The following is a 20453-nucleotide window of genomic DNA, read 5'->3' as shown; positions in this document are numbered from 1 at the left end:
AGACGTAACAGGGATGGCATCAGACCGACGTCGACAACGGCTTGTCCAGATCGATACCCAGTGTGGCGGCGGCGTCCTTGAGTCTGGCGGCGTCGGCGCCGAACACTTCGGTCAGCGCGGTGTAAGCAATCCAGCGCGCATCGACCTCGAAGAAGTCGCGCAGGTTGGCGCGCGTGTCGCTGCGGCCGAAACCGTCGGTGCCGAGCGTGACGTAGCGCGCCGGGACGTGGGCGCGGATGCTTTCGGACAAGGCGCGCACGTAGTCGCTGACGGCGATGACCGGGGCCTGGCTCGATTGCAGTTGCTGCGTCGCGTACGGCAGGCGCGTGGTCTCGCCGGGATGGAGGCGATGATGGCGTTCCGCGGCGATACCGTCGCGCGCCAGTTCGGTGAAGCTGGTGACGCTCCAGACTTCGGCCGTCACGCCGAACTGCTCCTGCAATGTGCGGGCGGCGGACAGCGCTTCCTTGAGCATCGGACCGGCGGCCAGCAGGCGCACCTGCGCGCCGGCTTTCGCTTCGAGGCAGTACATGCCGCGCAGGATGCCTTCCTTCACGTCGCCGCTTTGCGGCATGCTCGGCTGCGCTTCGTTTTCGTTGGTGACGGTAATGTAATAGAACACGTCTTCGTTGCGCTCCAGCATGCGGCGCATGCCGTCGTCGACGATCACCGCCATCTCGTAGGCGTAGGCCGGGTCGTAGGACACGCAGTTGGGAATGCCGGCGGCGATGATGTGGCTGCTGCCGTCCTGGTGTTGCAGGCCTTCGCCGCCGAGCGTGGTGCGGCCGGAGGTGGCGCCGATCAGGAAACCGCGCGCGCGCTGGTCGGCCGCCGCCCAGATCAGGTCGCCGATGCGCTGGAAGCCGAACATCGAGTAATAGATGTAGAACGGCAGCATCGGCAGGCCGTGCACCGAATAGCTGGTCGCCGCCGCCGTCCACGACGAGATCGCACCGGCTTCGGTGATGCCTTCTTCCAGTATCTGGCCGTCCTTGGCTTCGCGGTAGGACAGGATGGAGCCGATGTCTTCCGGTTCGTACAACTGGCCTTGCGAGGAATAGATGCCGACCTGGCGGAACAGGTTGGCCATGCCGAAGGTGCGCGCTTCGTCGGCGACGATGGGCACCACGTATTTGCCGAAGTCGGCGTCCTTGAGCATGCTGCTGAGCATGCGCACCAGCGCCATGGTGCTCGACATTTCCTTGCCTTCGGCGTCGAGCGCGAATGTGGCGTGGGTCTCGATGGCCGGCACGCTGAGCCTGGCTTCGTCCGCGACGCTGGAAATCCTGCGCGGCATGCGGCCGCCGAGCGCGGCGCGGCGCGCCAGCAGGTGCTTCATCTCGGCGCTGTCGGCGGCCGGCTTGTAGAAGGCCAGGTTCTTGCATTGCTCGTCGCTGATCGGCAGCTTGAAGCGGTTGCGGAAGGCGATCAGCACTTCTTCGTCGAGTTTCTTTTGCTGGTGCGTGGTCATCTTGCCTTCGCCGGCGGCGCCCATGCCGTAGCCCTTCTTGGTCTGCGCCAGGATCACGGTCGGCTGGCCGCGATGGTTGGCGGCGGCGTAGTAGGCGGCATGGATCTTCTTCATGTCGTGGCCGCCGCGGCGCAGGCGGTTGATCTCTTCGTCGGTGAGCGTCTCGGCGATCTTGCGGGTACCCGGCGTCTGGCCGAAGAAGCGTTCGCGGTTGAAGGCGCCGTCGTTGGCGGCGAAGGTCTGCAACTGGCCGTCGACGGTGCGGTTGAGCGCGTCCAACAATTCGCCATCCTTGTCGCGGGCGAACAGGCCATCCCAGTCCGAGCCCCACAGCAGCTTGACGACGTTCCAGCCGGCGCCGGCGAACAGGGTTTCCAGTTCGTCGACGATGTGGCCGTTGCCGCGCACCGGACCGTCCAGGCGTTGCAGGTTGCAGTTGACCACGAAGATCAGGTTGTCGAGTTTTTCGCGCGAGGCCAGGCTCAATGCCGCCAGCGATTCCGGCTCGTCCATTTCGCCGTCGCCGAACACGCCCCACACCTTGCGGTCCTGGTCTTGCAGCAGGCCGCGATGTTCAAGGTAGCGCAGGAAGCGCGCCTGATAGATCGCATTGATCGGGCCGATGCCCATCGAGCCGGTCGGGAATTGCCAGAAGTCCGGCATCAGCCACGGATGCGGATACGAGGACAGGCCTTGCTTGCCGTGTTTCTTGGCTTCGATCTCGCGGCGATAGAAGCCGAGGTCGTCCTCGGTCAGCGCGCCTTCGAGGAAAGCGCGCGCATAGATGCCCGGCGCCGAGTGCGGCTGGAAGTACACCAGATCGCCGGCGAACTTGTCGTCGCGCGCGCGGAAGAAATGGTTGAAGCCGACTTCAAACAGATCGGCGGCGGAGGCGTAGCTGGCGATGTGGCCGCCGAGTTCGCCATAGGCGCGGTTGGCGCGCACCACCATCGCCAGCGCGTTCCAGCGCATCACGGAAGCCAGGTGTTCTTCGATCGCCTGGGCGTCGGAGCCGCCCGGGAAAGGCGGTTCCTGCTCGGGACGGATGGTGTTGATGTAGGGCGTGTTGCGGGCGTCGCGCCAGTTGATGCCCCACTGCTGGGCGGCAGCGGACAGGCGCGACAGCAGGAAGCGCGCGCGGTCCGGGCCGACTTCCTGCAATACGCCCTGCAGCGCCTGCAGCCATTCCTGGGTCTCTTGCGCATCGATATCGATGTCTTTGGCAATGCCGCTGGCTGATGACATATCCACTTTCCGGTCTCCTCCTGGTCAATCTCATGAATGTACGCCGGATGGCGCGGCATGAGTTACTGAAATGCGAGGTTTGGCCTACAATGAGCAGCAGAATATACCGTCAATGAAAATTTAACGGAGATAAATTTCGCATATGGAACTCGACGCCATCGATTTACGTATCCTGAAGATGCTGCAGCAAAACAGCGCCATCAGCAACCTGGAGCTTTCCGCCAAGATCAACCTGTCGCCGTCACCGACGCTGGCGCGCGTCAAACGGCTGGAAAACGAGGGCATCATTTCGCGCTATGTCGCGCTCGGCAATCCGCATCTGCTCGGGTTGAAAGTCAATGTCTTCATCAAGGTCAGCCTGGAGAAACAGGAGTCGGCGGCGCTGGCGCGGTTTGAAACAGCGGTCAGCGCGTTTGACGAAGTGATGGAGGTTTACCTGATGACCGGCGACGAGGATTATCTGCTGCGCGTGGTGGTGCCCGACTTGCAGGCGCTGGAGCATTTCGTGCTCGATCACCTGACCAAGATTCCCGGCATCAAGAACATCCGCTCCAGCTTTGCGCTCAAGCAAGTCAAATACAAGACCGCGCTGCCGATCGACAACATGCCGCACTGATCGCGCCAGACGGGCAAGCACGGACCGCAAAAAAAAAGCGGCCCGCATTGCTGCGAACCGCCTGAACGCCTGCGCTCATCACGCCGGCTAATGAGGCCATACTGCACCTCGTTCCCTCACCCCACTACCACTACCCCTCTAACAAATTCATCCTCAGCTTTTTCCGGTACTTCAATCTGATGAACGGATTCTCCGGTAAATCAGACTGCGCGAATATCGGGGTTTTCCTGATGAGATGAATCGACATGTTTTTGCCGTGAGGCAAGCATGCCGTGCCAGGTTCTCGCGAACCGGCGTGCTATCGGGGAATGGGGCGGCGGGAGCATTCCCCGCCTAAATCAGCTAAGTCAGAACCGCTGCGCGCTGAACGGCGCCAGATCGATCTCGGGAGCTTGCCGCGCCAACAGTTGCCCGACCAGCCGGCCGGTGCGAGCAGACGAGCCCAACCCGATGTGGCCGTGTCCGAACGCGTGGATGATGTCGGGACTGCGCGTCGACGGGCCGATGCATGGCAAGCCGTCGGGTGTGCTGGGACGGCGCCCCAGCCAGTAGCGCACGCGGCTGGCCGGAAGGTCGCGCGGCAGCGCGGGGAACAACTGCAAGGCGATGTCGCGCATGATCTCGGCGCGGCGCCAGTCCGGCGCCGCTTCGAACGAGGCGATCTCGACCTGGCCGGCAACGCGCAATCCCTGTTCGGTCTGGGTCGCGATGACCTTGCGGTCCATGATCATCATCGGCGTGCGCGGACGGCCTTCCGGCGCCAGCACCATGGCGTGATAGCCGCGCTCGGCTTCCAGCGACACCTTGTCGCCGGCTTGCGCGGCCAGTGCTTTCGACTGTGCGCCCGCAGCGATGACGGCGGCGTCGCAGGCGATGTCGCCGCCATCGGTCAGCACGGCTGCAAGCCGTTGTTGCTCAAAACGAAAACCGCTGGCGGTGGCCGTCGTCAGCCGGGCGCCGCGCGCGCAGGCATGCGCCGCCAGCGCCGCGATGTAAGCGCCGGGATTGCGGCAATGTCCCGCCTCCGGGATCAGCACGCCGAAACCGTAGCCCGGGTCCAGGTCCGGTTCGCGCTCACGCAACTCCTGCGCCGACAATTCCTGCCAGGCGATGCCCAGATCGCGGCGGATGCGCCAGCCTCTGGCGTCCGCTTCAAAATGCCGGCGCGAGCGATAGACGTGCAGCAAACCGCCGAGATCGATCAGATGGGAGATCCCGGCCTGTTCCGCCATCCGCTGATGGAGCTGCGCGGCGCCGTGAAGCAGGGTACGCAGCGCCGCGGCGGTGGCGGTGATGCGCGCTTCGGTGGAGCCTGCAACCAGATAGCGCATGAGCCAAGGCAAGGTGCGCGGCAGATAGCGCCAGCGGATGGACAAGGGGCCGAGCGGATCGGCCAGGAAACCGGGGATTTTTTTCCACACGCCCGGCTCCGAAGGCGGCAGCACCGAGTGCGACGACAGCCAGCCGGCGTTGCCGTAACTCGATGCATGTTCGCCGCCGGGCTGGCCGGGATCGACAATGGTGACTTGCAGGCCCTGGTCGAGGGCGTTCAGTGCGCTCATCAGGCCGATGGCGCCGGCGCCGATGACGACAACGTGACGGGAGGCGGAGGAAGGGGAAGTTTGGGAGGTCATGCCCTCAAGTATAAGAGCTTCGCGGCACATTCACACCGACAGATAGGCGTGGCGCACCGCTGCGTCTGCCGCCAGTTCGTCCATCGTGCCCTGATAGCGGACGTGGCCGTTCTCCAGCACATAGGCGCGGTCGCTGACCAGTTCGGCGAAATGAAGATTCTGTTCGGACAGCAGGATCGACATGCCTTCGCGCTTGAGCGTCATGATCATGTCGGCCATCTGCTCGACGATCACCGGCGCCACGCCTTCGGACGGCTCGTCCAGCAACACCAGATAGGGATTGCCCATCAGCGTGCGCGCCACGGTCAGCATTTGCTGTTCGCCGCCGCTCATCCGGCCGCCCAGGCGTTGCGGCATCTCGCCGAGATTGGGAAACAGCGCGAACAGCTTTTGCGGCGTCCATGCGACCGCGCCGGGACGCGGCGGCTGGCGGCCGACTTCAAGGTTTTCCAGCACGCTCAGGTCGGCGAACACGCGCCGGTCTTCCGGCACATAACCCATGCCCATGCGCGCAATCTGGTGCGGCCTGGCGCGGCTGATGTCCTTGCCGAGAAAATCGACCTTGCCTTGCGCGCGATCCATCAGGCCCATGATCGCCTTCATCGTGGTCGACTTGCCGGCGCCGTTGCGTCCCATCAGCGCCACCACCTCGCCGCGCCGCACCTCGAGGGCGACATCGAACAGGATGTGGGCGCGACCGTAAAAAGCATTAAGGCCTTCCACCCTGAGCAGGACGTCCTGCGTCGCGGCGTTCACGACAGGTCCTCCGTTTTGCCGCTTCTTCGTTTTTCGAATGTCTTGCCGGAGCCGAGATACACCGCCTGCACCTCGGGATGGTTGCGGATGGCCTCGCCATCGCCTTCGGCGATGATGCGGCCGCGCGCCAGCACGATCATGCGGTCGGCGAAGGCGAACACCACATCCATGCTGTGTTCGGTGAACAGCACAGAGACCTTGCGCTCGACCACCAGTTTTTTGATCAGCGCCATCAAGTCGTTGCGTTCGCCGGGTGCCATGCCGGCGGTGGGCTCGTCCATCAACAACAGGCGCGGGCGATTGGCCAGCGCGATCGCCAGCTCGACGCGCTTGACGTCGCCGTAGGCCAGCACGCCGCAGGGACGCTGCGCCTGCGCCGCCATGCCGACCTGGTTGAGCAGCTCCATCGCCTCGTCGCGGAAGAATGAAGCCGCCAGTCGCCACAGCCGGAACAACTTGCGCTCGCGCGAGATCAGCGCCATCTGCACGTTTTCCACTACGGTCATCGAACCGAAGGTCGCCGAAATCTGGAAGGTGCGGCCGACGCCGAGACGCCAGATGTCGCGCGGTTTCATGCCGCCGATGTCATGGCCGTCGAAACGCACCGATCCGGCATCGGGCCGGTATTGGCCGTTGACGATATTGAAGCAGGTCGACTTGCCAGCGCCGTTGGGTCCGAGCAGCGCCAGCAACTGGCCGGCAGGAAGGTCGAACGACACGCCGTCGAGCGCCTTGACGCCGCCGAAGGCTTTGCTGATATCGCGGACTTGCAGCAGGCTCATGCCGCCTCCTCCCCGCGATCGGCATGGCGGCTGAAAAACCCGGCGATGCCCGCCGGGAACAACAGCACCAGCGCCAGGATCGTCAGGCCCAGCAGCGCGCGCCAGTAATCGGTCTCGCGCGCGACGACATCCTGCAACCAGGTGAACACCGCCGCGCCGACCACCGGTCCCAGCAGGGTCTGCAAGCCGCCCAGCATGACCATCACCAGGCCGTCGACCGAACGGCCGACGCTGATCGCTTCGGGAGAAATGCTGCCTTTGGAAAACGCAAACAACGCACCCGCCACACCACAGAACAGGCCCGCCACGACGAACGCCATCCACTGCACGCGCCTGACGTCGATGCCAATGGCTTCGGCGCGCAACGGCGAATCGCGGCCGGCGCGCATGGCGTAGCCGAACGGCGAGAACAGCACGCGGCGCAGCAGCCACACGCCGATGACGCTCAAGGCCAGCGCCAGGTAATAGAATGCCGTCGGCGCAGCCGCCCAGTCCGACGGCCAGATCCCGACCAGGCCGTTGCTGCCGCCGGTGACGTCGTCCCACTGATAGATGACGGCCCAGACGATCTGCGCGAATGCCAGCGTCAGCATCGCCAGATACACGCCCGACAGGCGCACGCAGAACCAGCCGAACAACAGCGCGCCGCCTGCCGCCGCCAGCGGTCCGACGATCAGCGCCGCTTCCATCGGCAATTGCAGCCTGGTCAGCGCCAGCGCCGCCGCATAGGCGCCCAGTCCGAAATAGGCGGCGTGGCCGAATGAGTGCATGCCGCCCGGCCCCATCATGAAATGCAGGCTGGCGGCAAACAGGATGGCGATCAGGATTTCCACCAGCAGCACGGTGAGATAGGGAAAGCTTGCCGACAACAGCGGCGCGGCCAGCAACAGCGCAAGCCCGGCCAGCAACAGCTTGCGCTGCGTCGCGCCAGCCGGACGCAGGGGCGCTTCCGGCGGTCCGGCGACGCGGCTGGCGGCCTGCGGCTTGCCGAGCAGACCCCAGGGACGCACCACCAGAATGCAGGCCATCACCAGGAACTCCGCCACCAGTGTCAGCTTGGAGAGCGAGAACGCGACGCCGCCGATGGACACCTGCCCGAACGCGACGCACAGCGCCTTGATTTCGGCGATCAGCAGGGCCGCCAAAAAGGCGCCGCCGATCGACCCCATGCCGCCGACCACGACGACCACGAAAGCATTGCCGATGGTTTCCAGGTCGAGCGCCAGATTGGCGGGAATGCGCGGCCCTTGCAGCGCGCCGCCCAGTCCGGCGAGAAAGCAGCCGAGTGCGAACACGCCGGTAAACAGCCGCGACTGATTGATGCCAAGCGCGCCGACCATGTCGCGGTCCTGCGTGGCGGCGCGGATCAGCGTGCCCCAGCGCGTGCGGTTGAGCAACAGCCACAGCAGGCCGAGCACCGCCGGGCCGATGCAGATCAGCGCCAGATCGTATTGCGGCAGGCGGCGGCCCAGCAGTTCCACCGAACCGGCCAGGCCGGGCGCGCGCGGGCCGAACAGATCTTCCGGCCCCCATACATACAGCGCGGCGTCTTTAAGCACCAGCGCCAGCGCGAAGGTGGCCAGCAACTGGAACAATTCCGGCGCGCGATAAATGCGGCGCAGGATCGCGATCTCGACTACCGCGCCGAGCAGCGCAACGGCGCAGGCCGACAGCAGCACCGCGCTCCAGAAACCGATGCCGCTGGCGCCGATCAGGCTCACCAGCGTATAGGCGATAAAAATACCCAGCATGTAAAACGAGCCGTGGGCGAAGTTGACGATGCGCGTCACGCCGAAGATCAGCGACAGCCCGGCCGCCACCAGGAACATGGCGGAAGCGTCGGCGAGGCCGTTGATCATCTGTACTATGAGGCTGGAGAGAGTCATGCCTTGTCTATGCCTGGGGCGGGTTGCCGCGCTGGGTTGCCGTGACCTTGTGCGTGCCGCCGTGAATGATTCCGGCTAGAGTATACGATGTCGCTGTTATCCGCGTCCCGTCCTATCCTCATTCCGACAAAGGAGCTTCTATGTTTCTGGATTTTTCTCAGGTCGATCCGCGTCAGGCTTATAGCTGGCTGGCTTCGGCCGTCATCCCGCGGCCGGTCGCCTGGGTCTCCACCATCTCCGCCGCCGGCGTCAGCAACCTGGCGCCGTTCAGCTTCTTCCAGATGATTACCGGCAAACCGCCGACGCTCATGATCTCGCCGCTGGTGCAGCGTGACGGCGGCATCAAGGACACCGTGCGCAATGCGCAGGAGACCGGGCAACTGGTGGTCAATCTGGTCAGCTTCGAGATGGCCGACGCCATGAACGAAACCTCGTTTTCGTATGACGCCGACATCAGCGAGTTCGAACAATGCGGCATCGCCGCCGCACCGTCATCGCTGGTCCGGCCGCCGCGCGTCGCCGCCGCACCGGTCAGCCTGGAATGCGAACTTGTCAGTTGCACGCCCTACCCCGCCGATGCGCCTTCGTGCCACATCCTGCTGGGCCGGGTGCTGGCCGCGCATTTCGACGAGAGCATCCTGAACGACAAGCAATTGCCCGATCCCGTCAAACTGAATCTGCTCTCGCGCATGGGCGGCGACTGGTACGGACGCACGCGCAGCGACGCCAACTTCGCATTGTCGCGGCCGCGCGGCTGGGAGAAATAAGTCCGCGGCCAACATGGTGAGCCGCCCCGCAAACGGACATCGCCCGGGAAAAGAGGAATCATTCGATGAAATTGACTTTGGTTGTCTTTGACGGCGTGCAAGCGCTTGACGTGGCCGGCCCCCTCGACGTTTTCGCGGAGGCCAATCTGTTGCTGCCCAAGAAGGACCATTACGAGATTACGCTCGTTGGCGAGCGCTCCGACAGCGTCATGTGTTCAAGCGGAATAGAGTTCAAGGTCCATGTCGACTATCCGAATTTTGATTCGGAAAGCGACCTGCTGCTTGTTGCCGGCGGACCAAGGGTGCCGGAATATCGACCGGACGGCGCCTTTCTGACCTGGCTGAACGCACGGGCGCGCAGCGCCGCGAAGTTTGGCGCCGTATGCAACGGCGTGTTTCTGCTGGGCCACGCCGGACTTCTCGCGGGCCGCGAAGTGACGACGCATTGGGACCATGCAAAGCGGCTTGCCAAACAGTTTCCCGATCTGAACGTCAGGCCCGACAAGATATTCGTCCGCGACGGCAACCTCTTCACGTGCGGCGGCGTCACCGCCGGAATTGACCTGTGTCTGTCGCTTGTCGCCGAGGATTGGGGACACGAACTCGCGATGAAAGTCGCGAAACGCCTCATCGTTTACATCCGTCGCGATGGCGGCCAGTCGCAATACAGTCCTTATCTTGCGGTCGGCCCGGACGAAGACTCGCTGGTCGCCAAGGTCTTGAAGCATGTCACCGACCATATCGGCGATGCATTGACCATTGAAGAAATTGCCGACGCGGTAGGCGTCAGCCGGCGCACCTTCTCGCGCGCTTTTGCCAAGCATGCGCACGTCACGCCGTCTGTTTTTGTTGAACAGGTGCGTATCGATTTTGCGCGGAAGCTGCTGGAGGAGACGGACGTTCCGCTCAAGACCGTCGCCTTCCGATGCGGATTCAACAATGCGACGCAGATGCGAATGATTTTCTCGCGGCGATTGAACACCACGCCAAAGCACTACAGGGAGCGCTTCCGTGCGGATGACATCCCCCGGACCAATGCGTCGGAGCCGATATCGTCAAGCGCTCAATAGGCGGCCGGTGAGCAACGCATGTACCGTGCGACATGAAAGCACTGCAATCGACGCCGTGAGCAAGAACAGCAGCAGCGCGGCAATCAACGCCAGGCCTTTGCCGCCGACGGCTGCGGAATACATGAATGCAGCGTTGCTCAATGCCGCCATCGGGAAACCGATTCCCCACCACGCCGGCGAAAACGGCGCCGGTTTCACCAGAAGACGATAGAAGATAATGGCGAACAAAAACAAACCGAAGTAAAACAATAGCGCCGCAAACATATCGACTCTTTGCACCAGATTGACGTAAGCAATAAAGCCGACCGCAAACGGCGCAACCAATATCATCTTGGACGGGCGCATGGCCGCCGCGAGAGGTTCATGATGAATCAACCGGGAAAGAATCAGAATAAAGAACACGACCGCGCTGACGCCGCCCACGGCTGCGGCGAACAGATTCACTTCGTGCGTCCATCCCGATGCAAGCGCGCCGCCCGTCACCACGATGTCGAGACTGCCGACACCTGCAATCAACCAGGCAGGAACCATCGTTGCGGGTGCTGCATTTCCATTCAAGAGCCGCGACATCATGACCACGCTAAGAGCCAATGTCGCCACCGTTCCGATCGTCCACACGACCAACTGTGCGGAAGTGCTGTAGCTGCCGATCACGCTCGACAGCAGCAGGATACTGATGCCTACCGTGCCAAAGAAACTGCCGATGACGGGATGTGAAAACTCGAGCTTCACCACGTCGGGAAACCTGACGAGCTTGTTCAGGTAGGACAGGGTCAAGACAACGAACAGCGCCAGCGCAACGACGCCTATGGTGTTCGACACCGCGATGTGTGCATGATCGCCATAGGCCTTGTTGGCAAGACGCCACGCCAGGGAGAGCCCGGCGACGCTCATGACAGAGCCGAAGAGGCCGATCGGCAAATGGCGGACGGATGATGCACGCGCTGTCATTGCGCGGCTCGCTTGGGCAGATTCCATACAGACTCCATTGTTCAGGTACAGCTTGTGGTTGGACGTTTGGATTCTGCCCCGGCGGCAGCGGCGTGTGTGCGATCTGTTCCGGTTTGTCCCAAAAGGAACGAGAGTTGTCCCCAAAACGGCTCACGAGATGGAGTAATGCGCCACAGATTTTTTCCTGCTCATGCCCGGCAAGCGCCGACCATCGCATCAGCGTGAAAGACGCCTAGACGTTTTCCTCATGAGAACTCTATTCGGATGCTGTTTGCCGCCTTGTCAGCCTTATCAGCCGTAACTGGATCGCTGAACGGCAACTCACCTGCTATGCAATGCAGGCGGCCTGAATAGTCAGGCCTCGGTTATGGCGCACCATGAGACAAATTTCAAGGTTTAACTCACAATCGATGCGCTTTTTATTGCCGCTCAAGCGGCAAAATCCGGGGAAGACAAGCTCATGCAGCTTGCGCCGACGCCAGTTCATCAAATATTTCGCTGGTCGCATTTTGATAAATTCCATGCGCGCCCAACTGCGCTGATAACTCTTGCGCAAAGGCCAGCAGCTTGGCTCGCATCAGTTCGCTGGTGGCCGGATCGAAGCGCAGCGACAAGCCGAAGATCGTCAGCGCGCCAATGAAAGCATTGCCCGCTCCGAACACCGGCGCCGACATCGACGACGACAGCGGATTGTTGATGCCAGCAGAAATACAGACATAGCGGCCGTCCGATCTGGCGGCATTGCCCGGCACCGAAAAGAAGCGCAGCACCTGCGAACTGGATGTCTTGTCGATCTCAAACAGCGACCCCGCCTTCACAGTCGCCTTCACCGACTCCGCAGATTCTGCAGCATACAGACACAGGCGCTTATCCAGTTGTCTGATATAGAAAGCGGCGCTTTCGCCGGTTTCTTTTACCATCTTTTGCAGCGCCGGCAGGATAAAGTCCGCGTAATTGAATTTCTGTTCGAATGCCTTGCCAAGCTGAAAGGCTTTCGGTCCCAACTGGTAAGAATTGTCTTGCCGCTGCACCACATAGCCGTGTTTGATGAATGACAGCATGTAGCGGCAAATGACGCTTTTGAATAATCCGGTTCTTGCTTCCAGCTCTTTCAGACCCAGCGATTCCGGCGCATCGATAAATGCGCTCAGGATCGCCAGGCTGCGTTCTGCGCCTAAAACGATGCGATCCGGCGGGGCTTCTTTCTCTTTACTCATAGGTTATTTTTAAATTGAAGAATGGTTTGAGCGTACCATTTTTTATGGTCTGACGCGTCGCACCAATCTGGTGTCGGATGTCGATTTTTTGCACTCGTCCGGCGCAATTATTGCACTCTCGCGATGATTTTGCACTGCGGCAGGGAGCGTTCTAAGTGTATGAAAATAAAAAGAAAATTATGCTTGTTTAAAAATCATAATGACATTATGATTTATTTCATGCTTTATCCGATGGTTCAAAAAATGAAAGGGTTGACGATGACTTTGGCTCCGAAAATGAAAGCGCAGATCGCTCTGGCTGCGACAGTTTTATCCTTTGCTGTCTGTACCTCCGCATACGCGGACAGGCTGGCCGATATCAAGGCGCGCGGCACCTTGATCTGTGCGACCTTGACCAGCAGCGAACCATTGGGATTTCAAGACCCCGAAACCCGCCAAGTGGTCGGTTTCGACGTCGACATGTGCGGCGCGGTTGCCAAGCAACTGGGTGTGAAGCTGGAGCACAAAGGTGTATCGGTCGAGGCGCGTGTGCCGGAACTGGCGTTGGGCCGCGTCGATCTGGTGTCAGCCGCGCTGGGTTACACCAAGGAGCGCGCGGAGCAGATCGACTTCACCTCATCCCACTATCAGACGCCGATCAAGCTGATTGCGCACAGCAATGGCGGATTCAACAAAGTGGAAGACCTGGCTGAAAAGCGCATCAGCGCCAACAAGGGATCGACTCCCGAACTGTTCGCCCGCCGCGCCTTGCCCAAGGCAACCATTCTGACCTTCCAGGATACCCCCGCAGCCTTCCTGGCGCTGGCGCAGAACAAAGTGCAAGGCCTGGCCTTGTCGCAACCGTCCGGTGTGCGTTTCGTCAACGAATCCAATGGCCAATACAAATTTCTCGACGGCAGCCTGGCATGGGAACCGACCGCATTGGGCGTGAAGAAGAACGAGCCGGCTTTGCTGAAAGCGGTGAACGAGGCCTTGGATAAGATGGAAAAGTCCGGCGAAATCGATGCTTTGTGGACTAAATGGTTCGGTCCAAAAACCAAGTTCAACATTGTGCGCGAAAAGAAACTGACTCCTATCTCGACATTCCAGTCCTGATCGGTTTCGTTCGACAGGTTCTGCGGATTGGAGCGCTCATGCAGCTTGTCAGCGCCCATGCACTGCAGAGCCTCCCTTGATTTCCTGTTGGCGAAAGCAACCCAGATGCTTAACCTCGATTTTGGCGTTGTCCTGCATGGGCAATACCTCAAATGGCTGATCGGCGGCGTCGTCAATACGCTGACGCTGTTTGTATTGGCATGGATTGCTGCATTTACGCTGGCGATCATGCTGGTAGCCTTGCGTTCGCTGGCGGTGCGCCCGCTCGAATGGGCGATTGCCGCCTATGTCAATTACCATCGCAACGTGCCGGGACTGGTGCAAATTTTCGTCTGGTACTTCGGCGTGCCGGAGCTGCTGCCAGATTCCATCACTCAGTTCATCAACGAGCACAACGGTGAATTCATCTTTGCCCTGATCGCTCTGTCGCTCAACTCCGCCGCATACATGTCGGAAGACTTGCGCAGCGGCTTGCGTTCGGTGGCGCGCGAGCAAATGGAAGCGGCGCGCGCGCTCGGCCTGAACTATGCGCAAGCCATGCGCGACGTGCTGCTGCCGCAAGCGATACGCATCTCGGTGCCGCCGCTGATCAATCAATCGCTGAGCCTGTTCAAATCGACCAGTCTGGCAATGGCCATCGGTGTGGGCGAAATGACATACGCCAGCCGCCAGATCGAAAACGAAACCTATCGCACTTTCGAAACCTTTGCACTGGCATCGGCATTCTATTTGCTGCTGTCGTTCGGCATCATGGCGCTGGGCGCGTATTACAACAGCAGGCATCTGCAGGTAAAGGAGCGCTGACATGTTCGGCATTTTCGATATTCTAAAAACCTACGGCCTGCAACTGCTGATCGGCGAATTTCCGCACGGTCCGCTGGGAGGTCTTTCGCTGACGCTGATTCTGGCCGTCGCCGGTCTGGTCTGTGCTTTTCCGCTGGCGGTCCTGTTCGGCATTGCGCGCACCAGCAGCATCCGCTGGATCGCCTTGCCGTCGGCCGCCATCGTGCACACCTTGCGCGGCTTGCCGGTGCTGATGCTGATCTTCTGGGCCTATTTCATCGTACCGCTACTGACCGGCAAGTCGATCTCCGGCACCACCACCGTCATCTGCGCGTTAGTGGCTTATGAAACTGCATTTCTGGGCGAAGTCATCAAGGCCGGCATTCAGGCCATTCCCAAAGGACAGGTTGAAGCGGCGCGTTCGCTCGGCATGGGCTATTTCAGGACACTGTCGGACATCGTGCTGCCGCAGGCGCTGTTCAACATGATTCCGAGCATTTTGAATCAGTTGATTTCGCTGATCAAGAATACCTCGCTGGCCTACATCATCAGCGTCAACGAACTGACCTATTCGGCCTATCAGGTCAATGCCCAATTGCTGACCAAACCGTTCCAGGTGTATTTCATTCTGGCGATGACTTATTTCGTCATCTGCTACAGCCTGAGCACGGCAGTCGGCAAGATCGAGAAGAAGATTACAAAAAAACGTCAATTGAGAATTCAGCCGAGGGCCATGTCATGATCCGATTCAACAATGTCAATAAATGGTACGGCGATTATCACGCGCTGCGCGACGTCAACGAAACCGTCAAGCGCGGCGAAGTGGTGATCGTTTGCGGGCCATCCGGTTCGGGCAAGTCGACCCTGATCCGCACCGTCAACCGGCTGGAACCGATCAACGACGGCAATATTTACGTCGACGGCCAGGACATTTACGGCAACGGCGTCGATGTCAACAAACTCAGAAGCCGCATCGGTTTCGTGTTCCAGCAATTCAATCTGTTCCCGCACATGAGCGTGCTGCGCAATGTGATGCTGGCGACTATCCGCGTCTTGAAGACGGATGAAAAAGAGGCGAAGGAAGTCGCGCTCGGCCTGCTGGACAAGGTCGGCCTGTCAGTCAAGGCCGAGGCCTATCCCGGGCAGTTGTCCGGAGGGCAGCAACAGCGCGTGGCGATTGCGCGCGCGTTGGCGATGAAGCCGCCGGTGATGCTGTTCGACGAGCCGACCAGCGCGCTTGACCCGGAAATGGTCGGCGAAGTATTGCAGGTGATGAAACAACTGGCTGGCGAGGGTATGACCATGATCTGCGTCACGCATGAGATGGGTTTCGCCCGCGAAGTCGCCGATCGACTGATTTTCATGGCCGACGGCGAAGTGCTGGAACGCGCCACGCCGCAAGACTTTTTCGAGCGGCCGCAGCATCCGCGCGCGCAGAGATTCGTGGCCGATATCCGGCACGCCTGATTTTTTCGAACATTATTTTTCAATGAAAGCTGATCCATGTCTTTTCTTTCCGCATCGTTAGCGCGTATAAAACCTTCCGCCACCATCGCCGTCAGCCAGAAAGCCCGCGAACTGAAAGCGGCCGGGCGCGACATCATCGCCCTCAGTTCCGGCCAGCCGGATTTCGATACGCCGGACAACATCAAGCGCGCGGCGATTGCCGCCATCGGCAGAGGCGAAACCAAATACACCGCAGTGGCCGGCATTACCGAATTGCGCGAAGCGATCGTCGACAAATTCAAACGCGAAAATCAACTGGATTACACGGTCGCGCAAACCATCGTTTCCAACGGCGGCAAGCAAGTGATCGCCAATGCGTTGATGGCAACCGTCAATCCCGGCGACGAGGTCATCGTGCCAGCCCCGTATTGGGTGTCTTACCCGGAACTCGTCTCGCTATGCGGCGGTACGACGGTATTCGCACAGGCATCACGGGCCAGCAATTACAAGCTGACCGCCTCTGAGCTGGAGGCAGCCATCACGCCGCGCACCAAATGGCTGATGTTCAATTCACCGTGCAATCCCAGCGGTGCTGCGTATACCAGAGAAGAATTGCAAGCATTGGCCGAGGTGCTGCTGCGTCATCCGCATGTCTGGATTCTGAGCGACGACATCTATGAACATCTGACCTATGGCGATTTCAAGTTCACCACGCCGGCTCAGTTGGCGCCTCAATTGTACGAGCGTACGTTGACCATGAACGGGGTGTCCAAAGCCTATGCAATGACGGGCTGGCGCATTGGCTATGCCGGCGGTCCGCTGGCGCTGATCAAGGCGATGGAAAAAATTCAGGGGCAGACTACTTCAGGCGCCAGTTCGGTATCGCAATGGGCTGCCGTAGAGGCATTGACCGGCCCGCAGGATTACATAGCCATGAGCCGCGAGGTATTCCAGGAGCGCCGCGATCTGGTGGTGTCGATGCTGAACGCGGCGCCGGGTCTGGATTGCCCGACGCCGGAAGGCGCATTCTACGTCTTTCCGTCGTGCGTCGAGTTGCTCGGAAAACGTACCGAAGACGGCGCTGTGCTGAACACCGATGAAGATTTTGTATCTGCCTTGCTGCAGGCGGAAGGCGTGGCGCTGGTGCATGGCAGCGCTTTCGGGCAGGCGGGGAATTTCCGTCTGTCTTATGCGGCGGCGACCGAGCAGTTGCGCGACGCTTGTGCGCGCGTGCAGCGCTTTTGCGCAACGCTGCGCTGATCTTGCAGCGAATTCTGAAAAACAACGGAGTACATCATGACTGCAGGTTTTCGAATCTTTGAACGTCGCCGGAAGGTCAGCGACGAAGACGTCCGCCGCTTCGCAGAGATACCGGTCGCGAACATCAGCGACTCGATGTCTCGCATGACTGCAGCAGGAACCCGTTTGCGGCCGCTGCATCTCGGCGGCAAGCTGGCCGGCGCGGCGATCACGGTGAAGTCGCGTCCCGGCGACAATCTGATGGTACACAAGGCGCTGGATCTGGCTGAGCCGGGCGACATCGTAGTGGTTGATGCCGGCGCCGACATGAGCAATGCGATCATCGGCGAGCTGATGGTGGCGCATGCGATTCAGCGCAAGCTGGGCGGCATCGTGGTCAATGGCGCGGTGCGCGATCTGGCGGCGATTCAGGCCGGCAGTTTCCCCGTCTTCGCGGCCGGAGTGACGCATCGCGGACCTTACAAAGACGGCCCCGGCGAAATCAATGTGCCGATCGCCATCGACGGCATGGTGATCGCGCCCGGCGATCTGGTGATCGGCGACAGCGACGGCTTGCTGTGTGTGCCGTTTGCCGATCTGGCGACGGTGTATGCTGACGCCAAGAAAAAGAACGATGCGGAAGCGGCACAAATGGCCAACATCGTTGCCGGTCATAGCGACCGGCGTTGGGTCGACGCCGCACTGCAAAAACTGAATTGCGAACAAGTTGCACGCCAAGGCTAAACATGCAGAGCGAGCATAAGCCGGGGCATTCGCCGCATCTGGCCATCCGCGAAGACTGGCTGGCGCTGCACACGGAGCCGGTGCTGCTGCCGGACCTGCCGATCGTCGATGCCCATCATCATTTGTGGGACCGGCCGACCGGACGCTATCTGTTCGACGAGCTGATGGCCGATCTTAATGTCGGGCACAATGTCGTCGCGACCGTATTCGTGCAATGTCGGACCATGTACCGGGAGAACGGTCCGGAAGCATTGAAACCGGTCGGCGAGGTTGAGTTCATCAACGGCGTGGCCGCGCAATCGGCATCCGGCTTGTATGGAGCCGCAAGAGCGTGCGCGGCGATCGTCGGTTGCGCCGATCTGCGTCTCGGTGCGAACGTCGCACCGGTACTGGAGGCATTGCAGCATGCCGGCGGCGGCAGGCTGCGCGGGATTCGCAATTCAACCGCCTGGCATGCCGATGAACGAATTCGTTCCAATCCGATTCAGCCTCCGCCGGGCTTGCTGTCCGATGCCGCGTTTCGACAGGGAGCGGCGCAACTGAGCCGCTTCGGATTGTCGCTGGACATATGGGCTTATCACACGCAATTGCCGGAAGTGTATGCGTTGGCGCGCGCTTGCCCGGAAACCGTCATCGTGTTGAATCACGCCGGCGGCCCGCTCGGCGCCGGTGCGTATGCCGCACAGCGTCGCGAGGTATTCGCCATTTGGCGGCGCGACATGGCGGCGCTGGCCGGCTTGCCGAATGTGTTCCTGAAGATCGGCGGTCTGGGCATGCCGGTCGGCGGTTGGGATTTTCATTTGCAAGCCTTGCCGCCATCGTCGCAGCAGTTGGCAGACGCCTGGAAACAGTATGTGGCAAGCTGCCTCGATCTGTTCGGTGTGCAGCGCTGCATGTTCGAAAGCAATTTCCCGGTGGACAAGGGCATGTTCAATTATCTATGCGTCTGGAACGCATTCAAGCGGCTGGCGGCCGGCTGTTCTCCCGACGAGCAGGACGCGCTGTTCAGCGGCAATGCGGCCAGACTCTATCGGATTGTTTTTCCGGCCTGAGGGCGCACGGAAAAATTTTCGATTTGATGAAATACTTCGTCGCGACACGCGTGTCGGCGTGGCGATTTCAGAGAAAGAGAACAGAGTGCAAGTTCCGATAAGAGATAAAAAGGACAAGGCCGGGGTCGATGGCGTCGACGGTTTGCCGGAAGAAAGACGCCTGTTGGCGATTGTCACGATAGTGCTGGCAGTGGCAATTGCGGTGATGGACGGCTCGATTGCCAATCTGGCCTTGCCGTCGATCGCCACCGACATGCGCGCCACTGCATCCGAGGCGATCTGGATCATCAACAGTTATCAGATCGCGATGGCAGTCTGCCTGTTGCCGCTGGCGTCGCTGGGCGAAGTGATCGGCTATCGGCGTATTTATCTGGTTGGATTGGCGATGTTTACCGTGGCCTCGCTGGCCTGCTCGATTAGCGACAGCATGCTGCAACTGAGTCTGGCGCGCGTGCTGCAGGGTGTGGGCGCGGCGGGCATTCTCAGTGTCAATACCGCGTTGATCCGTTTCATCTACCCCAGCCGTCTGCTAGGCAGGGCGATCGGTTATAACGCGCTGGTGGCCGGCACCGCGACGGCGCTGGGACCGACAATTGCCGGCGTGATTCTACATGTCGCTTCCTGGCACTGGCTGTTCTTGATCAATATTCCGCTCGGGCTGATATCGCTGGCGATCGGCTTGCGTTCCTTGCCATTCAATGCCCTTTCCGAGCACCGGTATAGTCTGCGCAGCGCCGTGCTGTGCATGGTGTTCATCGGCATGCTGCTGTACACCGTGGATGCGGTCGGCCATTTGCAACACTGGCTTATCGCGGTAGTCTGCGCATGCGTGACCGCGATTGCATTGACGCTGTTGCTGCGCTTGCAATCGAAAACCGCGCCGATGCTGCCGCTCGATCTGTTGCGGATCCCCTTGTTTGCGTTGTCGATCGGCACCTCGACTTGTTCGTTTGCGGCATCGACCGCCGCTTTCGTGATGTTGCCGTTCTTCTTGCAGAATCATCTGGGCATGAGTGCTCCACATGCCGGTTTGCTGCTGACAGCGTGGCCGATCGCGGTGGCGCTGACCGCACCATTGGCCGGCAAGATGTCGGACCGCGTTTCGGCCGGTTTGCTGGGCGGCGTCGGCCTGGCGATCATGGCGCTCGGCCTGCTGTCGTTGCTGACGGTCGATGCCGCTACTGCGGATACCATGCTCGCATTGCAACTGGCGGTGTGCGGCTTCGGATTCGGTCTGTTTCAGTCGCCCAACAATCGCACCATGATCAGCGCAGCGCCGCGTTCACGCACCGGCGGCGCCAGCGGCATGCTGGGGACCGCTCGCCTGGTCGGACAAACCACCGGCGCATCGGTGGTGGCGCTGGTGCTGGCGGCGTCGTCCACGCCGTTTTCGACGGTGCTTTGGTGCGCCAGCATCTTGTCCGGCATGGCTTGCATCGTCAGTCTTGGTCGGGTGCGTTTTCATCTGCAATAGCGGGCTGGATATCGCGTAGATAAAAGCAGAAGATGCAAATATTTTGACGAACCTGACCGCCGCGTCAGGCGCAAAATGAAGCAGAGGCGGCATCTGACCAGCCAATGCTTCGCGAAATAAATCCCAGGCTGTCTGACAGTCGTAGAAGATTTCCACATCGTCGTCTGCACGTTTTACTAGAACTCAATTCATAAATAGGCGTGAGTGCGAGCTGGCCCTGTTTGG

The 20453-nt window shown here is 60.7% G+C and carries 18 protein-coding genes; 11 read left to right on the top strand and 7 right to left on the bottom strand.

The window, feature by feature from the left end; translation table 11 throughout:
* Positions 1-19 precede the first annotated feature (19 nt).
* A complete protein-coding gene (mdeB, locus tag RV1423_RS22275) occupies positions 20-2716 on the bottom strand; it encodes an alpha-ketoglutarate dehydrogenase (protein ID WP_034301559.1) in 2697 nt (898 codons plus the stop codon).
* 142 nt (positions 2717-2858) lie between these two features.
* Between mdeB and RV1423_RS22270 the strand changes: the two genes are divergently transcribed.
* Positions 2859-3332, top strand: coding sequence for an Lrp/AsnC family transcriptional regulator (locus RV1423_RS22270; RefSeq protein WP_034301556.1), 474 nt, complete (start codon positions 2859-2861; stop codon positions 3330-3332).
* 347 nt (positions 3333-3679) lie between these two features.
* On the opposite strand, the gene RV1423_RS22265 is transcribed toward RV1423_RS22270, so the two are convergent.
* Genes RV1423_RS22265 through RV1423_RS22250 form a run of 4 tightly spaced genes read right to left on the bottom strand, consistent with a single transcriptional unit; the run spans position 3680 to position 8390 of the window.
* Positions 3680-4966 (bottom strand): FAD-binding oxidoreductase, encoded by a 1287-nt coding sequence (locus RV1423_RS22265; RefSeq protein ID WP_034301553.1) that lies wholly within the window; start codon positions 4964-4966, stop codon positions 3680-3682.
* A 30-nt stretch (positions 4967-4996) separates the two neighbouring features.
* Positions 4997-5722 carry an ABC transporter ATP-binding protein gene (locus RV1423_RS22260; protein WP_034301551.1) on the bottom strand — a complete coding sequence of 242 codons (726 nt, stop codon included), beginning with the start codon at positions 5720-5722 and terminating at the stop codon, positions 4997-4999.
* On the bottom strand, positions 5719-6504 hold the full coding sequence (locus RV1423_RS22255; RefSeq protein ID WP_034301549.1) for an ABC transporter ATP-binding protein: 786 nt from the start codon (positions 6502-6504) through the stop codon (positions 5719-5721). The genes RV1423_RS22260 and RV1423_RS22255 overlap by 4 nt, the downstream gene beginning before the upstream one ends.
* Positions 6501-8390: an ABC transporter permease gene (locus RV1423_RS22250; RefSeq protein WP_034301543.1), complete on the bottom strand. Its 1890-nt coding sequence runs from the start codon at positions 8388-8390 to the stop codon at positions 6501-6503. Before RV1423_RS22250 ends, RV1423_RS22255 begins: the two co-directional genes overlap by 4 nt.
* Positions 8391-8530: 140 nt before the next feature.
* Here RV1423_RS22250 and RV1423_RS22245 point away from each other — a divergent pair, with 140 nt between their 5' ends.
* Positions 8531-9157, top strand: a complete 627-nt coding sequence (locus RV1423_RS22245; protein ID WP_034301541.1) for a flavin reductase family protein — start codon at positions 8531-8533, stop codon at positions 9155-9157.
* Positions 9158-9222: 65 nt separating this feature from the next.
* Positions 9223-10227 carry a GlxA family transcriptional regulator gene (locus RV1423_RS22240; protein ID WP_034301533.1) on the top strand — a complete coding sequence of 335 codons (1005 nt, stop codon included), beginning with the start codon at positions 9223-9225 and terminating at the stop codon, positions 10225-10227.
* Here the strand turns inward: RV1423_RS22240 and RV1423_RS22235 are convergent.
* Together RV1423_RS22235 and RV1423_RS22230 are read right to left on the bottom strand one after the other, a co-directional pair.
* Entirely contained in the window at positions 10213-11322 is a 1110-nt protein-coding gene (locus tag RV1423_RS22235) for an SLAC1 anion channel family protein (RefSeq protein ID WP_306410728.1), read from the bottom strand. The two genes, RV1423_RS22240 and RV1423_RS22235, sit on opposite strands and share 15 nt — an antisense overlap.
* A gap of 314 nt (positions 11323-11636) precedes the next feature.
* On the bottom strand, positions 11637-12395 hold the full coding sequence (locus RV1423_RS22230; RefSeq protein ID WP_034301521.1) for an IclR family transcriptional regulator: 759 nt from the start codon (positions 12393-12395) through the stop codon (positions 11637-11639).
* A 276-nt stretch (positions 12396-12671) separates the two neighbouring features.
* Between RV1423_RS22230 and RV1423_RS22225 the strand changes: the two genes are divergently transcribed.
* From RV1423_RS22225 to RV1423_RS22190, 8 genes are all read left to right on the top strand, one after another.
* Positions 12672-13490: an ABC transporter substrate-binding protein gene (locus tag RV1423_RS22225; protein ID WP_231502479.1), complete on the top strand. Its 819-nt coding sequence runs from the start codon at positions 12672-12674 to the stop codon at positions 13488-13490.
* 105 nt (positions 13491-13595) lie between these two features.
* Complete coding sequence (locus RV1423_RS22220) at positions 13596-14294, top strand: amino acid ABC transporter permease (RefSeq protein WP_034301519.1); 699 nt, start codon at positions 13596-13598, stop codon at positions 14292-14294.
* Position 14295: 1 nt separating this feature from the next.
* Complete coding sequence (locus tag RV1423_RS22215; RefSeq protein ID WP_034301514.1) at positions 14296-15015, top strand: amino acid ABC transporter permease; 720 nt, start codon at positions 14296-14298, stop codon at positions 15013-15015.
* Positions 15012-15740, top strand: a complete 729-nt coding sequence (locus RV1423_RS22210; protein WP_034301510.1) for an amino acid ABC transporter ATP-binding protein — start codon at positions 15012-15014, stop codon at positions 15738-15740. Before RV1423_RS22215 ends, RV1423_RS22210 begins: the two co-directional genes overlap by 4 nt.
* Before the next feature lie 36 nt (positions 15741-15776).
* Positions 15777-16979, top strand: a complete 1203-nt coding sequence (locus RV1423_RS22205; protein ID WP_034301507.1) for a pyridoxal phosphate-dependent aminotransferase — start codon at positions 15777-15779, stop codon at positions 16977-16979.
* A 36-nt stretch (positions 16980-17015) separates the two neighbouring features.
* Positions 17016-17702: an RraA family protein gene (locus RV1423_RS22200; protein WP_034301504.1), complete on the top strand. Its 687-nt coding sequence runs from the start codon at positions 17016-17018 to the stop codon at positions 17700-17702.
* 2 nt (positions 17703-17704) lie between these two features.
* Positions 17705-18754 carry an amidohydrolase gene (locus RV1423_RS22195; protein ID WP_034301501.1) on the top strand — a complete coding sequence of 350 codons (1050 nt, stop codon included), beginning with the start codon at positions 17705-17707 and terminating at the stop codon, positions 18752-18754.
* Positions 18755-18839: 85 nt separating this feature from the next.
* The gene (locus RV1423_RS22190) at positions 18840-20228 is read left to right on the top strand and encodes an MFS transporter (RefSeq protein ID WP_231502477.1); all 1389 of its coding nucleotides are present in this window, start codon (positions 18840-18842) and stop codon (positions 20226-20228) included.
* The last annotated feature ends 225 nt before the right edge of the window (positions 20229-20453 follow it).

Source organism: Herbaspirillum sp. RV1423 (assembly GCF_000577615.1).
In the GTDB taxonomy this organism is placed as follows: domain Bacteria; phylum Pseudomonadota; class Gammaproteobacteria; order Burkholderiales; family Burkholderiaceae_D; genus Herbaspirillum.
This window is presented reverse-complemented; position numbering and strand designations above follow the sequence as displayed.

Excerpts from the sequence above, each read along its gene's own strand:
- RV1423_RS22220 (WP_034301519.1), top strand. The coding sequence starts at position 13,596 with ATGCTTAACCTCGATTTTGGCGTTGTCCTGCATGGGCAATACCTCAAA.
- RV1423_RS22200 (WP_034301504.1), top strand. The coding sequence starts at position 17,016 with ATGACTGCAGGTTTTCGAATCTTTGAACGTCGCCGGAAGGTCAGCGAC.
- RV1423_RS22270 (WP_034301556.1), top strand. The coding sequence starts at position 2,859 with ATGGAACTCGACGCCATCGATTTACGTATCCTGAAGATGCTGCAGCAA.
- RV1423_RS22265 (WP_034301553.1), bottom strand. The coding sequence starts at position 4,966 with ATGACCTCCCAAACTTCCCCTTCCTCCGCCTCCCGTCACGTTGTCGTC.
- mdeB (WP_034301559.1), bottom strand. The coding sequence starts at position 2,716 with ATGTCATCAGCCAGCGGCATTGCCAAAGACATCGATATCGATGCGCAA.
- RV1423_RS22245 (WP_034301541.1), top strand. The coding sequence starts at position 8,531 with ATGTTTCTGGATTTTTCTCAGGTCGATCCGCGTCAGGCTTATAGCTGG.
- RV1423_RS22225 (WP_231502479.1), top strand. The coding sequence starts at position 12,672 with ATGAAAGCGCAGATCGCTCTGGCTGCGACAGTTTTATCCTTTGCTGTC.
- RV1423_RS22215 (WP_034301514.1), top strand. The coding sequence starts at position 14,296 with ATGTTCGGCATTTTCGATATTCTAAAAACCTACGGCCTGCAACTGCTG.
- RV1423_RS22255 (WP_034301549.1), bottom strand. The coding sequence starts at position 6,504 with ATGAGCCTGCTGCAAGTCCGCGATATCAGCAAAGCCTTCGGCGGCGTC.
- RV1423_RS22240 (WP_034301533.1), top strand. The coding sequence starts at position 9,223 with ATGAAATTGACTTTGGTTGTCTTTGACGGCGTGCAAGCGCTTGACGTG.
- RV1423_RS22205 (WP_034301507.1), top strand. The coding sequence starts at position 15,777 with ATGTCTTTTCTTTCCGCATCGTTAGCGCGTATAAAACCTTCCGCCACC.
- RV1423_RS22210 (WP_034301510.1), top strand. The coding sequence starts at position 15,012 with ATGATCCGATTCAACAATGTCAATAAATGGTACGGCGATTATCACGCG.
- RV1423_RS22230 (WP_034301521.1), bottom strand. The coding sequence starts at position 12,395 with ATGAGTAAAGAGAAAGAAGCCCCGCCGGATCGCATCGTTTTAGGCGCA.
- RV1423_RS22250 (WP_034301543.1), bottom strand. The coding sequence starts at position 8,390 with ATGACTCTCTCCAGCCTCATAGTACAGATGATCAACGGCCTCGCCGAC.
- RV1423_RS22195 (WP_034301501.1), top strand. The coding sequence starts at position 17,705 with ATGCAGAGCGAGCATAAGCCGGGGCATTCGCCGCATCTGGCCATCCGC.